Below are 13,015 nucleotides of genomic sequence, written 5' to 3' on the forward strand. Positions count from 1 at the left end.
CAAATCTGTCATATTTTCAGCACGATTTCTCTTGATTATCCCATCATTCGGGATTAAATGAGAATTGTGCAGCGCAACATGAATGGCGCCGCAGTGATTAATCTGAACCTGGGCCATCTCAGAGTCTGGGTCGGGGAGGAAGACATCCACAACCACGGAGGTCTTCAAATGCCACTCGTCACCCAAAGCGACATCGAACAGCTCTACGCCCAGTCCTACGGCCAGCGGGTCGAGCTGTCGTCGACGCTGCTCGAGCATCACATGCGTCGCGGCCGCCGGTTGCGTGCGCAGGAGTCGGCTCGCCTGATGAAGCAGGCGGGATCGGCCCTCTGGCGGCTGCTCGCAGCCCTGCGTCTACCGTCCGGCCGGTTCAACCCGTCGAACGTGTGATCGCGATTGATCGGACCCGGCCACCCCGTCGGGTCCGATGCTCGCCTCGCGAACGTTGCCTCCAGCGGAGTCGCTGATAGGATCCGCGCTCCGAGTCGGCCGGGTCCTCGTGTACCTGCCGGGAAGCAGCAATCGGATGTGTTCGTGTCCGCCGAATTTCAACAACCGGTCCCGAACGGCGCGCCACTGTCACCGGAACAAAGCGTGCAGTTGGCCGCCATATCCGCACCGGCGGCCGCACAGTCCTGGACATGGGTCGGAAACTGGGCCGCCAACCAGAAGCGATTCAATGGTGCCGCGGCGGCGTTCCGACGCGCCCAATTGATCGATCCGTCGGACCCACTAGCGCTCCGCAAGGCGATCGCGATGCTCGCGCGGGTGCCGGATCACAAGGCGATCGTCGAACTGCTTCGCCGCGAAGATCGTGACCGCTCCTTGCCGACCAACCTCTTGCGTGCCTTGTCGAACAGCGAGGTCGAATTGGGCCGGCTCGAGGATGCGCTGGCGACCCTGACGGCGGCAACCGACCGGCATCCCGACGACCCGATCCTGCACGATGCCTTGGCCGACCGGCTGATCTCCATGCATCGCCCGGCAGAAGCAGAAGCCGCGCTGAGGACCGCCATACGTTTGCCCGGAAGCAACGAAGCACCATTCCTCAAGCTGGCAGAGCTGGTCGCCGAGTCCCGTCCCGAAGAGGCGATCAATCTTCTCCGCGACGCAGCCAATCGATATCCCGCAAGCATCACGGTCCTGCAGCGCCTGGGGACCGCCCTCCAGGTCCGGGATCGCTTCAGTGAAGCGGAGCAGGCGTTGCGAGCAGCGGTCGGCCTGCCCGACGCGGGGCCGGACCTGACGCTGCAGCTTGCGGACGTCCTGGAAACCGCTGGCCGTTCCGACGACGCCCTCGACACCCTGATCGAGGCGGGTGCCAACCACCCCGGACACATTGGCATACGCCATCGCCTTGCCGAGGCGCTGGTCGGGTCGGCCCGGCTCGACGACGCCGAGCGGGAACTTCGGTCGACCCTCGCGCTACCGGGTGCCAATGCCCTCACCCATCTGACGCTGGCCAAGATCCTGTCTGACCGCGGCGATCCAGCCGGGGCGTTGGGTGTCCTGGACGTCGCCCGCGACCTTTACCCCGCGGATCCCGACATCCCGCGGTTGCGCGCCATTACGCTGATTGCGCTCGATCGGCTGGACGATGCCGACGCCGAACTGCAATCCGCCAGCAACCGGTTTCGCCGCCGCCAGGCGCTGGCAACGGTCTTCCAGGTGGGCCGTCGCAATCTCGATGTCCTGAAGCGATGCCGCGCCCTCGGAAGTGCCAGCACGGCGTTCGTCACGCATACTGAGCACGCCGTATTCTCCGCCATGTGCAGCAGCAAGGGCTTCTACCACAACTTCCAACTGCACGACGGCACCCTGCTGTTCGACCGCTACGGCAAGATGACAAACTCGCCGCGCGCCGACCGCCCCTTCAACTTTGTGGAATGGGACATCATCAAGCGCCATGTGGTCGAATCCGGCGCCCGGCACATTGCCGATGTCGGCGCCGCCGACGGGTACTTTTCAGTGCAATGCGCACAGCTGGGCTGTCAGGTCGACGCCTACGAACCGTCGGAGATGTTCCACGCCCGAACCCAGCTGTTCGCGGCGTACTATGGCGTCGCCGACCGGGTCACCGCCTCAAACGCCAGCTTTGCTCCGCATACCCAACGCCGAAAGCGCTACGACCTGATCCTGGCGCTGGGGGTCATCTACCATTTCAACGGTCTGATCCGCGGGCTGCGCGACCTCACCCAGTCCAGCGACCGGCTGATCATCGAAACCACGGGCAGCGATGTTCCCGGGTTCAACGACTATGCCGCCACGCAGTTTCGGGATCATCGGGAACTTTCCCTGACCTGGCTGATCTCATTCCTGGAACGCCAGGGCTTCGACGTCCACTACGTCGATGAATGGAATGATTACATCAAGCGAACGAATGTCACCCCAGAGCGCCACATGCTGGTCTGCCGGCGGCGCACGCAACCGTCCTAGCTCTCCAGCTTCAGGACTTGGCCGCAGCCACGCTGAAGCTTTCGCCGCAACCGCAACGGCCGGTCTCGTTCGGGTTGTTGAAGACGAAACCGGAGAACAGCTTGTCCTCCTTGTAATCCATCTCCGAGCCCAGGATGAACATCACCGCCGTCGGATCGATCAGGATGCTGACGCCCTTGTCCTCGACCAGATCCTCGAACTTCTTGCGTTCCTTCGCGTACTCGATGACGTAGCTGAGACCCGAGCAGCCGGTGTTCTTCACGCCGACGCGCAGCCCGATCACGCCATCCTCCGGCGACTTCGCCATCAGGTCCCGTACCCGCGCAGCGGCGGCCTCGGTCAGGGTAATCGGTGCTTTCATCGGCTGAAACATTCAGGCCATCCGTAGGTGATCGCTCCCACTCAAGTGGGGAGCATTCTAGAACATGTCCAGGGCTAGTCGAGCGTCTTCGCTCATGCGTTCCACGGTCCACTGCGGTTCCCAGACCAGTTGGACCTCGACCTCGCCGACCCCAGGAACGCCTGCGACCGCTTCCGCGACCATCATCGGCATCTCACCGGCGACCGGACAGGCGGGTGCCGTCAGGGTCATCTCGATCTTCACGCTGCCATCGTCAAACCGCTCGACATCGTAGATCAGGCCGAGGTCGTAGATGTTCAGCGGGATCTCGGGATCGTGGACGGTTCGCAGCGCTTCGATCACCTCTGCCTCGTCGGCGACTGCCGCACCTTCCGGCAGCCGTTGGCCGGCGCGGGCGATGCCGTCGGGGCCGGCATTGCTGCCGACCGGCATGAAATCGCGAAGACCGAGTTCCTGGTTCATGCCGCCTCGCTCATCCGAAGATCGCCCGGACCTTATCCAGGCTATCGGCCAGCGCGTCGATCTCCGCACGGGTATTGTACAGCCCGACGCTGGCCCGCGCGGTCGACGACAGGTCCAGGTGGTCCATCAGTGGCTGGGCGCAGTGGTGGCCCGCCCGGACCGCCACGCCCTGCCGGTCGACGATGGTCGCGATGTCGTGGGGATGCGCGCAGTCCATGACGAACGACACTACCGACACCTTGCCGGCTGCCGTGCCGATCAGCCGCAATCCGTCGACCGCCGACAGGCGCTGGGTGGCGTAGGTGATCAGGTCGCGTTCATGGGCGCCGATCCGCTCGACCCCGATCGCTTTGACGTAGTCGATGGCGGCCCCAAGTCCGATCGCCTGGGCGATCGCCGGAGTCCCGGCCTCGAACTTGTGCGGCAGGTCGGCCCACTCGCTGTTCTCCAGGGTGACCGAACTGATCATCTCGCCGCCGCCTTGGTAGGGCGGCATCTTCTCCAGCAGGGCTTCCTTGCCGTACAGCGCGCCGATCCCGGACGGGCCATACAGCTTGTGGCCGGAGAACACGTAGAAATCGCAGTCCAGGTCCTGCACGTCGACCGTCATGTGCTGGACAGCCTGGCAACCGTCGATGAGCGCCACCGCGCCGGCCTCGTGGGCCAGCCGGATGACTTCCTTCACCGGCACCACGGTTCCCAGCACATTGGACACATGGGTCATGGCGACCAGCCGGGTGCGGTCGGTCAGCAAAGCTTTGAACGCCGTCAGATCGAACGTTCCGTCCGGTCCGATCGGCACGCCCTTCAGCACCAGCCCCTTCTCGTCGCGCAACAACTGCCAGGGGACGATGTTGGAGTGGTGTTCCATGTAGGTGACGATGATCTCGTCGCCTTCGCACAGGTTCTGCCGGCCCCAAGTCGCGGCCACCAGGTTGATCGCCTCGCTCGCGCCGCGGGTGTAGATGATTTCGGCGGTTGATCGGGCGTTGATGTACGAACGGATGGTCTCGCGCGCCGCCTCGTAGTCGGCGGTCGCCTTTTCGCTCAGGTAATGCAGGCCGCGGTGCACGTTGGCATAGCCGGTCTCGTATACCGCGCTGACCCGATCGATCACCTGTCGCGGCTTCTGGGCCGAAGCGGCGTTGTCCAGATAGACCAACGGATGGCCATGCACCTGGGTCGACAGGATCGGAAAATCGGCGCGATAGCGTTCGACGTCGTAGGCTCCGTTGGCGCCCATGCTCATTCCTCCGCCCCGGCCACGTGCCGGCTCAACCAATCCGCCGCAACCGCCGTGAACGCTTCACGGACCGGTGCGCGAGCAATCAGCGCAATCGCCTCCAGCACGTAGGCCTCGACCAGCAGCGCGCGGGCGCGCGCCTTCGGAATGCCGCGCGCCATCAGGTAGAACAGCTGGTCGTCATCCAACTCGCCGACCGTCGCACCGTGGCTGCACTTCACGTCGTCGGCGTAGATCTCGAGTTCCGGCTTGCTGTCGACCTCGGCGTCGCGCGACAGCAGCAACGCCCGGTTCATCTGGAAACCATCGGTCTTCTGGGCATCGGGCCGGACCAGGATCTTGCCCTGGAACACGCCGCGCGACCGGCCGGTCAGCACGCCCTTGACCATCTCGTGGCTGGAGCCGTGCGGCTGGGCGTGATCGATGAAGGTCGTCAGGTCATGATGCTGACTGTCGGCGCCGAGATAGACGCCGTTGATCCGGTAGTCGACGCGCTGGCCGGCCAGCTCGGCACGGACCTCGTGGCGGGCCAGCCGCGCACCGGTCGCCAGCACGAAGCCGTCATAAGTCGCCTGGTCGGCCAACCGCACCGACGTCATGGCGACGTGGAACGCTTCCACCGCCTCGGCCTGCAGCACGCTGTGGCTCAGGCGGGCGCCAGTGCCGACGACGATTTCGGTCACCGGGTTCGCCATGTAGGCACCGGATCCCTGATGCACGGTCACCAGATCGGCCGACGCACCGTCTTCGACCACCACCAGCACGCGGGGATGGGCAATCGCGGTCGCACCGTCGTCGCCACTGGTCGCGATCGACAGCAGTATCGGTGCGTCCGGCATGACGCCGCGGGCAATCCGGATCGCCACACCACCGGTGAACTGGGCAGCGTTCAACGCGGCGAACGGATAGGCGTCGATCGACGAGACCGAACCCAGGTTCTCGCGCACCCACCCCGGCACGGTTGCGGGGTCGTCCAGCGGAACGATCTCGACACCGTTCGGCAGGCCTGAAGGCAACGCTTCGACCCGGCCGTTGGCAAGGCGGACCTCGGTGCGGTCAAGGTCTGCAAGCGACGACGGCAACGCCGCGGGGGCCGGCCCCTCGGCCGCCACCGGCTGCAGCGCCTTCAGGGCGTTCAGGCCGGTGAACTTCCACGCCTCGGTCCGGGCGCCGGGCAGGCCGATCTGGCCGTAGCGCGCGATCGCCGACCGGCGCAGGGCAACCAGCCAGTGCGGCCCGCTGTCGTCCAGCGGACCCGTGATCAACGGCAGGGTGGTGACGTCGGTGCTCATCGTATCCTCACGCCGCTTCGACGAAGTCGGCATAGCCCTTCTGCTCCAGCTCAAGAGCCAGTTCCTTGCCGCCGGTGCGGCGGATCTTGCCTTGGGCGAGAACATGGACTTTGTCGGGAACGATGTGGTTCAGCAGGCGCTGGTAGTGGGTGATCACCAGCATCGAGCGGCCCTCGGCCCGCAAGGCGTTCACGCCGTCGGACACGATCTTCAGCGCGTCGATGTCGAGACCGCTGTCGGTCTCATCCAGCACGCACAGCATCGGTTCCAGCACCGCCATCTGCAGGATCTCGTTGCGCTTCTTCTCGCCGCCGGAGAATCCGACATTGACCGCGCGCTTCAGCATTTCGTCGGTGATCTCCAGGGTCTTCGCCTTGGCGCGCACCAGCTTCAGGAAACCCATGGCGTCGATCTCGTCCTCGCCGGCAGCCTTGCGCCGGGCGTTGAGCGCTTCCTTCAGGAAGGTCATGCCGCCGACGCCGGGCAATTCCACCGGGTACTGGAAGGCCAGGAAGATGCCGGCAACCGCCCGCTCGTCCGCTTCCATCTCCAGCAGGTCCTTGCCATCGAACTTGATGCTGCCGCCGGTCACCTCGTAGCCGTCGCGCCCAGCCAGCACATAGCTCAGCGTGCTCTTGCCGGACCCGTTCGGCCCCATGATCGCGTGCACCTCGCCCGGTTCGATCGTCAGGTCGATCCCCTTCAGGATCGGCTTGCCATCGACTTCGGCGTGCAGGTCTTTGATCTCCAGAAGCGCCATCGCTCCACAATCCTTATCGAATGTACCGGTTGGCCGTTGCGTCAGCCGACGCTGCCCTCAAGGCTGATGCCGATGAGCTTCTGCGCCTCGACGGCGAACTCCATCGGCAGTTCCTTCATGACTTCCTTGCAGAAGCCGTTGACGATCAGTGACACCGCCTGTTCGGCGGACAGCCCGCGCGACAGGCAGTAGAACAGCTGATCCTCGCTGATCTTCGAGGTGGTCGCCTCGTGCTCGATCCGCGCCGTCGGATTCTTGCTCTCGATGTACGGCACGGTATGGGCGCCGCATTTGTCGCCGATCAGCAGGCTGTCGCACTGAGTGTAATTCCGCGCGCCCTCGGCCTTCTTCGAGATCCGCACCAGACCGCGATAGGTGTTGTCGGCGCGGCCGGCGCTGATGCCCTTGGAGATGATCGTCGAGCGGGTGTTCTTGCCCAGATGGATCATCTTGGTGCCGGTGTCGGCCTGCTGGGCGTTGTTGGTGATCGCAACCGAGTAGAACTCGCCGACCGAATCATCGCCCTGCAGGATGCAGCTCGGGTACTTCCAAGTGATCGCCGAGCCGGTCTCGACCTGGGTCCACGAGATCTTCGAGCGCTTGCCGCGGCAGGCGCCACGCTTGGTCACGAAGTTGTAGATGCCGCCCTTGCCGTTCTCGTCGCCCGGGTACCAGTTCTGGACGGTCGAGTACTTGATCTGGGCGTCGTCCAGGGTCACCAGTTCGACCACCGCGGCGTGCAGCTGGTTCTCGTCGCGTTGCGGCGCCGTGCAGCCTTCCAGGTAGCTGACGTAACTGCCCTCGTCGGCGATGATCAGGGTCCGCTCGAACTGCCCGGTGTTCTGCGCGTTGATCCGGAAGTACGTCGACAGCTCCATCGGGCAGCGCACGCCCTTGGGGATGTAGACGAAGCTGCCGTCGGTGAAGACCGCGCTGTTCAGACAGGCGAAGTAATTGTCGGCGACCGGCACGACCGAGCCGAGATAGCGCTTCACCAGATCCGGGTGCTCGCGCACCGCCTCGGAGATCGAGCAGAAGACGATGCCCTTCTTCTCAAGCTCCTTCTTGTAGGTCGTGGCGACCGACACGCTGTCGAACACCGCGTCGACGGCAACCACGCCGGCCAGAAGCTCCTGCTCCTTCAGCGGAATGCCGAGCTTGGCGTAGGTCGCCAGCAACTCAGGGTCGACCTCGTCCAGGCTCTTCGGGCCGTCCTTCTGCTTCGGGGCGGAGTAGTAGTGGATGTCCTGGTAGTCGATGCGCTCGTAGTCGACCTTGGCCCACTCCGGCTCGATCATCCGCTTCCACTGCTCGAACGCCTTCAGGCGCCACTCCAGCAGCCATTCCGGCTCTTCCTTCTTGGCGGAGATGAACCGAATTGTGCTCTCGTCGAGCCCCTTCGGCGCGACATCGGCCTCGATGTCGGTCACGAAGCCGTACTTGTACGCGCCTCCGGTAACGTCCTCGACCTGTCGCACGGTGTCCGCGGTGGCGGCCATCGGTTTTCTCTCCCGTATCCGTCGTTCGTCTACTCGGCGGCCCCGACTGTCGTCGGGTGCAGCGTGGGTGCCGGGGTTCGTACCGGAAACATGCCCTCCGGGTCGACCATGTCGGCGAGTGTCACACCGTCCAAGGCCGATCGGATGGCCCGGTTGACCCGGTTCCAGTTGCCGCGCATCGGGCACGAATGCTCGACTTCGCAGCACTCCTCGGCGCCGTCTACACAGGCGGTCAGGGCAATCGGCCCTTCCAGCGCCTGAATGATCTCGGTGACGGTAACCGCCGCCGCCGGACGATCCAGGGCATAGCCACCCTTGGCACCGCGATGAGCACTGATCAGCGACACCGCCGCCATCTGCTTCAATAGCTTGGATACCGTCGGCACCGGCACGCCAGTCGCCTCCGCCAAAGCCGCCGCCGTCCGCACCCGTCCGGCTTCCTGGGCCATCTGCCCAAGAACCACGATGGCGTAGTCGGTCATGCGATTGAGACGGAGCATTGTCACCCTAATCTGTACCAGTTCGGTACGCATTAGGTAGTCCCGGCCTCCGGGGTGGTCAAGATGAAAGTGGACCGTATTGGTCGTGTTTGTCCAGGAACCGTGAGTTGCCACTTCGGGAATTGTACCGGGCAACCCGCTTCCCTATCCTCGCCCTCCCTCCAACCGAACCTCCACGATGCGGTGAACGAAAGCCGACCCCTGCTCTCCGCCGCCTGGATGATGGGCGCCCTCGCATCCTTCACGACCATGGCGCTCGCCGGCCGGGAGTTGACGGCCGAGATGTCTGTGTTCCAGGCGATGGCGCTCAGAAGCATCATCTGCGTTACGGTGCTGACGGCGATCGCATGGCGCGCCGGATTCGCCTCGGTCGCGACAGGGCGCTTCCGCCTGCATCTGGCGCGCAGCGCGGTGCACTACACCGGCACCTACGCCTGGATCTACGGCATCAGCGTGCTGCCGCTCGCGGCGGTGTTCTCGATCGAGTTCACGACACCGATCTGGACCGCGATATTCGCCGCGCTGTTCCTGCGCGAGCCGTTCACGCGCTGGCGGGCAATCGGCATTGCGCTTGGCTTCGCCGGCATCCTGGTGATCCTGCGTCCTGGCTCGGCCATGATCGACCTGGCGGCCTTCGTCGTGCTGGGCGCGGCCTGGTGCTATGCGGCGACCTATGCATTCACCCGAGCCATGGCGCCGACCGAGAGCCCGCTGACGATCATCTTCTGGATGAATCTCATCCAGTTGCCGCTCGGCCTCGGCCCGGCGCTGACCGTCTGGGTCACGCCCTCGCCCGAGGCATGGCCCTGGATCGCGGCGATCGGGGTTTCCGGCCTGACCTCGCACTGGTGTGTGTCACATGCGATGCGGCACGCCGACGCCGCCCTGGTGGCGCCGATGGACTTCGTCCGACTGCCGCTCATCGCCGTGGTCGGCTGGCTGCTCTACGCCGAACCCTTCAACCCGTTCGTGCTTGCCGGGGGCGGGCTGATCTTCGCCGGAAACATGGTCAGCATCTGGGGCGAGCGCCGCCGCAGGCGGAGGGTCAACCCGTCCGCATCGGATAGCTGAGAAATCCGCGGAACCGTACGCGGCCGCCCCGAATTGGATCACCGACCCGTTCCAGCCGCGCGAAGCGCTGGACCAGCCGACCGATCGCCACACGGCCCTCCATCCGCGCAAGGCTCATCCCTGCGCAGGCGTGCGATCCGGAGCCGAAGGCAAGGTGCTTGTTCGGCGAACGCGCGATGTCGAGCCGTTCTGGATCCGTGAACACCGTCGGGTCGCGGTTGGCGGCACCGATGCCGATGTGGACGTAGGTACCGGCTTCCAGGATGTGGCCGGCGAACTCCAGGCGCTCAGCCACCCGGCGGTTGCCGAGCTGATTCGAGCTTTCGTAACGCAGGAATTCCTCAACGGCGCCGTTGATCAAATCCGGGTCGGCTCGGAGACGGGCCAGTTGGTCGGGATGATCAAGCAGGGCGGCAACGCCGTTGCCGATCAGGTTGGTCGTGGTCTCGTGCCCTGCGTTGAGCAGGAAGATGCAGTTCTGGGTCAGTTCCTCAGGGGTCAGCAACTCCCCCGTCGTGGCATCCCCGGCGATCAGCGTGGACAACACGTCACTGCCGTCGAGCGCCAGGTCCCGCCGCCGGTCCGCGATCAGTTGGTCGAGATAGGCGGTGAACTCGCTTACGGCCCGGTGGCCGCGGACCAACTGCTCGTCGCTCAGGCGCGGCTCAAGCGCACCGAGGATGGCCAGCGACCAGTCGCGCAGCGGCCCGCGCTCGTCCATCGGGATCGCCAGCAGGTCGCCGATCACCTGCACCGGCACCGCGGCCGCCAGGTCGGCGATCAGGTCGAACTCCCGCACCTCCGCGATCCGGTCCAGCAACCGGTCGACCAGGGCCTCCAGCTTCGGCTGCAGCGCGCCCAGAGCCCGCAGCGTGAACGCCGGCATCAGAAGGCGTCGGACACGGGTGTGCAACGGGGGATCGTTGAAAACCAAACTGGTGGTGTGGTGCCGGTACAGCGGGGTATCGATGCCGTATTTCGGGCCGAACTCTCGGGTCTTGTCGGACAGGAAACGGCGGTCGCGGTAGACCTCCAGGCAGTCGGCGTAGCGCGACAGGAAGAACGAGCCGTCGGCCATCCGGTGCACCGGTGCGTGCTCGCGCAACGCGCGGTAGGTTGGGTACGGATCGTCGAGAAACCCGGCGTCGAGATTGCCCAGGTCGAAGGCGGCGGCCACCGAACGCGGGTCCGCCGGACGGCCTGCCGCCGCAGTCATGCCTTGGCAGCTTCGGTCTTACGGTAAGCGAAGGTGTCGTCAAACCGCGACTGCAGATACGGCCCAGCCAGGACAGGCGCGAACTTCGGAGCCTCCCCGGAGGGCACCGTGCCCGGCAGCGCTTCGATCAAAGCGTCCCAGTTCGGATCAAAGAAGAACGGCATCGAGTACCGCTCCCGCCCCGAGGTGTTGATCACCCGGTGCGGGGTCGCCTGGAACCGTCCGTTGGTCCAGCGAGCCATCTGATCGCCGAGATTGATGACGAAGGTGTCAGGCACCGGCGGCGCCGCGATCCATTCGCCCGCCGAATTGCGGACCTGCAGGCCGCCGTTGGCATCCTGCGCCAGGATCGTCAGGCAGCCGTAATCGGTGTGGGCGCCACAGCCCATGGTCTGGGCCTCGATCTGCCCTTCCTGCGGCGGGTAGTGCAGCAGGCGCAGCGAGGCGCAGGGTTGGTCGATCTTGTCGGCAAAGAAATCGGGCGTCAGATCAAGCGCCAACGCGAAGCCGCGCATCAGCGTCTCGGCCAGCGATCGCATCGCAGCGAAGTACGCATCGGTGGTCGTCCGGAATCCCGGAAGATCGGTCGGCCACTGGTTCGGGCCGTGCAGCGGAAGGCCACGGCGAACCTCCGGATCGTCCGGCCCAAGTTCCCGCCCGATGTCGAGGCCCTCCTTGAGGTCGGCGGTCAGACCGGGGTCGGTGTTCTCCTCGAACAGCGAGAAATAGCCCCGATGGATCTTGGAGTTCCGGATGTGCAAGGCGTTCTTGGTCTCAAGCGGCTGCGCAAAGAACCGCTCCGCCTCCGCCATCATCGCGGCGCGGAGCTCGGCCGGAACGCCGTGATTGCGGACATAGACGAAGCCGACCGTGGCGGCGGCATGACCGAGAGCCTTGGCGACCCTTTGAGGATCACTCCCATCGACGAGCGCGCCGACATCAACAATCGGGATTTCCTGGAAGGCAACCGCTCGTCCGACCAGACCGTCGGCCACAGTGGTGATCGCCATTAGACCCTCCCGTCACTGAACCCGGCGATTGAGCGGGACGCTGCTCCAGCCGTCAAGCCACAGATCGGTCGTTCAGCCGCCCTGCACGACGCGGTGGGCCGCCCGGATCATGTCGACCACTTCGATCAGCCGGGCGGCATAGTGGTCGCGCGGCGCGAAGGCCGCGGGCCCGTTGCCGCGAAGATTGGTCTCGATGGTCCGCAGCATCCGGTCGAGGCGGCGACGATGGATGCCCAGCGCCCTTTGGGTCGGATCGGCGACCAGTCCAGCGAAGGCCGAGACGACGGCGCCGATGGCCGCCAGTCCAACGGTCGTCGAGACCACCGCCCATGGTCCAACAACCGCGGGAAACAGGCCGTACCAGGCGCTGCCCAGGGTAGCGCCCAGTGGAAACCCCGTGACCGCCGCCTTCTGCGCGATGGCGGCGGCCAGGACCGGGCCGAGAGTCCACACGCTCGGCGTGAACTGCTGGGCTGCGAGGTAGCCGGCGCCGGCGTTGATCAGCGCACCGGTCACGTCGGCAGCAGCGGCACGCGCGCCGGTGTAGGCCGCGACGGTCTCCTCGATCCGTTTGCGGATCTCCGGATCGCCGGCATGCCGCGCAATCTCGGCCAGCGGCTCAGCAAGAGCGGCCGTCAGCGACGGGTCGCCGAGCATGCACTCGGCGAGTGAATCCCTGACCGACACCCGATTTCCGACGGAATAGGGCAACTCGAGGAACTCGCTCCACAGCAGCCATTCGATCTCGGCGTCGACATCGGTGCGCAGCAAGAGCCGCCGCGATGCAAGCCAGTGACCCAGCCGCCGTGCGCCCAGCCGCGACGCCACCACGCCTCCGGCGTGCAGGCCGAGTTGCGGGGGAACCAGCGCAATGTTTGCAGGCGCACGCAGAACGTCCCAGCCGAACGCATGGCGGTGCAGGCGCGCCGTGCCGCGAAAGGTGAAATGCCGGTCGATGAACGGCAGAATGGCCTCACGCCGCCCGGCGACCCAACGGTCGATCGATGCATCGACCACTCTCCTCGCCATCGCAAGATCCATCGGGAGCGACGGTGGGGGTGCAAGATCAGGGAGCGAATGCATTGGTGTCAGATAGCGACGCAACCCCCTGAAGAAAAGCCCCAACACCCCGGGTTGCTTTGCCCAGCGGCTAAAAATGGAATAA

At 65.3% G+C, this 13,015-nt stretch carries 13 protein-coding genes; 3 read left to right on the top strand and 10 right to left on the bottom strand.

Going from position 1 to position 13,015, the window contains the following annotated elements; all coding sequences use genetic code 11:
• Positions 1-168 precede the first annotated feature (168 nt).
• Both RIC54_RS14395 and RIC54_RS14400 read left to right on the top strand, forming a co-directional pair.
• Positions 169-390 carry a hypothetical protein gene (locus tag RIC54_RS14395; protein WP_350084879.1) on the top strand — a complete coding sequence of 74 codons (222 nt, stop codon included), beginning with the start codon at positions 169-171 and terminating at the stop codon, positions 388-390.
• A gap of 144 nt (positions 391-534) precedes the next feature.
• Positions 535-2,436 (top strand): tetratricopeptide repeat protein, encoded by a 1,902-nt coding sequence (locus RIC54_RS14400; RefSeq protein WP_350084880.1) that lies wholly within the window; start codon positions 535-537, stop codon positions 2,434-2,436.
• Positions 2,437-2,446: 10 nt separating this feature from the next.
• On the opposite strand, the gene RIC54_RS14405 is transcribed toward RIC54_RS14400, so the two are convergent.
• Genes RIC54_RS14405 through RIC54_RS14435 form a run of 7 tightly spaced genes read right to left on the bottom strand, consistent with a single transcriptional unit; the run spans position 2,447 to position 8,553 of the window.
• Positions 2,447-2,809: a HesB/IscA family protein gene (locus RIC54_RS14405; protein ID WP_350084881.1), complete on the bottom strand. Its 363-nt coding sequence runs from the start codon at positions 2,807-2,809 to the stop codon at positions 2,447-2,449.
• Between the two features lie 45 nt (positions 2,810-2,854).
• The gene (locus RIC54_RS14410) at positions 2,855-3,259 is read right to left on the bottom strand and encodes an SUF system Fe-S cluster assembly protein (protein WP_350084882.1); all 405 of its coding nucleotides are present in this window, start codon (positions 3,257-3,259) and stop codon (positions 2,855-2,857) included.
• A 10-nt stretch (positions 3,260-3,269) separates the two neighbouring features.
• Positions 3,270-4,502 (bottom strand): cysteine desulfurase, encoded by a 1,233-nt coding sequence (locus tag RIC54_RS14415; RefSeq protein WP_502989646.1) that lies wholly within the window; start codon positions 4,500-4,502, stop codon positions 3,270-3,272.
• A gap of 2 nt (positions 4,503-4,504) precedes the next feature.
• Entirely contained in the window at positions 4,505-5,794 is a 1,290-nt protein-coding gene (gene sufD, locus RIC54_RS14420) for a Fe-S cluster assembly protein SufD (RefSeq protein WP_350084884.1), read from the bottom strand.
• A gap of 7 nt (positions 5,795-5,801) precedes the next feature.
• A complete protein-coding gene (gene sufC, locus RIC54_RS14425; RefSeq protein ID WP_350084885.1) occupies positions 5,802-6,554 on the bottom strand; it encodes a Fe-S cluster assembly ATPase SufC in 753 nt (250 codons plus the stop codon).
• Positions 6,555-6,595: 41 nt separating this feature from the next.
• The gene (gene sufB / locus RIC54_RS14430; protein WP_350084886.1) at positions 6,596-8,053 is read right to left on the bottom strand and encodes a Fe-S cluster assembly protein SufB; all 1,458 of its coding nucleotides are present in this window, start codon (positions 8,051-8,053) and stop codon (positions 6,596-6,598) included.
• 29 nt (positions 8,054-8,082) lie between these two features.
• Positions 8,083-8,553 (bottom strand): SUF system Fe-S cluster assembly regulator, encoded by a 471-nt coding sequence (locus tag RIC54_RS14435; RefSeq protein WP_350084887.1) that lies wholly within the window; start codon positions 8,551-8,553, stop codon positions 8,083-8,085.
• 183 nt (positions 8,554-8,736) lie between these two features.
• Here RIC54_RS14435 and RIC54_RS14440 point away from each other — a divergent pair, with 183 nt between their 5' ends.
• On the top strand, positions 8,737-9,624 hold the full coding sequence (locus tag RIC54_RS14440; RefSeq protein WP_350084888.1) for a DMT family transporter: 888 nt from the start codon (positions 8,737-8,739) through the stop codon (positions 9,622-9,624).
• On the opposite strand, the gene RIC54_RS14445 is transcribed toward RIC54_RS14440, so the two are convergent.
• The 3 genes from RIC54_RS14445 to RIC54_RS14455 all read right to left on the bottom strand — a co-directional run bounded on the left by RIC54_RS14445 (position 9,599) and on the right by RIC54_RS14455 (position 12,879).
• Positions 9,599-10,840 carry a cytochrome P450 gene (locus RIC54_RS14445; RefSeq protein WP_350084889.1) on the bottom strand — a complete coding sequence of 414 codons (1,242 nt, stop codon included), beginning with the start codon at positions 10,838-10,840 and terminating at the stop codon, positions 9,599-9,601. The genes RIC54_RS14440 and RIC54_RS14445 overlap by 26 nt on opposite strands.
• Positions 10,837-11,850, bottom strand: a complete 1,014-nt coding sequence (locus RIC54_RS14450) for an isopenicillin N synthase family dioxygenase (RefSeq protein ID WP_350084890.1) — start codon at positions 11,848-11,850, stop codon at positions 10,837-10,839. Before RIC54_RS14450 ends, RIC54_RS14445 begins: the two co-directional genes overlap by 4 nt.
• 72 nt (positions 11,851-11,922) lie before the next feature.
• Positions 11,923-12,879 carry a DUF6635 family protein gene (locus RIC54_RS14455; protein WP_350084891.1) on the bottom strand — a complete coding sequence of 319 codons (957 nt, stop codon included), beginning with the start codon at positions 12,877-12,879 and terminating at the stop codon, positions 11,923-11,925.
• Between the last annotated feature and the right edge of the window lie 136 nt (positions 12,880-13,015).

This window comes from Thalassobaculum sp. (genome assembly GCF_040219215.1).
Taxonomy (GTDB): Bacteria; Pseudomonadota; Alphaproteobacteria; order Thalassobaculales; family Thalassobaculaceae; genus Thalassobaculum_A.

Bases quoted from the DNA above. Each gene is read 5' to 3' on its own strand.
- sufD (WP_350084884.1), bottom strand. From the start codon at position 5,794: ATGAGCACCGACGTCACCACCCTGCCGTTGATCACGGGTCCGCTGGAC.
- RIC54_RS14435 (WP_350084887.1), bottom strand. From the start codon at position 8,553: ATGCTCCGTCTCAATCGCATGACCGACTACGCCATCGTGGTTCTTGGG.
- sufC (WP_350084885.1), bottom strand. From the start codon at position 6,554: ATGGCGCTTCTGGAGATCAAAGACCTGCACGCCGAAGTCGATGGCAAG.
- RIC54_RS14405 (WP_350084881.1), bottom strand. From the start codon at position 2,809: ATGTTTCAGCCGATGAAAGCACCGATTACCCTGACCGAGGCCGCCGCT.
- RIC54_RS14445 (WP_350084889.1), bottom strand. From the start codon at position 10,840: ATGACTGCGGCGGCAGGCCGTCCGGCGGACCCGCGTTCGGTGGCCGCC.
- RIC54_RS14410 (WP_350084882.1), bottom strand. From the start codon at position 3,259: ATGAACCAGGAACTCGGTCTTCGCGATTTCATGCCGGTCGGCAGCAAT.
- RIC54_RS14415 (WP_502989646.1), bottom strand. From the start codon at position 4,502: ATGGGCGCCAACGGAGCCTACGACGTCGAACGCTATCGCGCCGATTTT.
- RIC54_RS14455 (WP_350084891.1), bottom strand. From the start codon at position 12,879: ATGGCGAGGAGAGTGGTCGATGCATCGATCGACCGTTGGGTCGCCGGG.
- RIC54_RS14395 (WP_350084879.1), top strand. From the start codon at position 169: ATGCCACTCGTCACCCAAAGCGACATCGAACAGCTCTACGCCCAGTCC.
- RIC54_RS14450 (WP_350084890.1), bottom strand. From the start codon at position 11,850: ATGGCGATCACCACTGTGGCCGACGGTCTGGTCGGACGAGCGGTTGCC.
- sufB (WP_350084886.1), bottom strand. From the start codon at position 8,053: ATGGCCGCCACCGCGGACACCGTGCGACAGGTCGAGGACGTTACCGGA.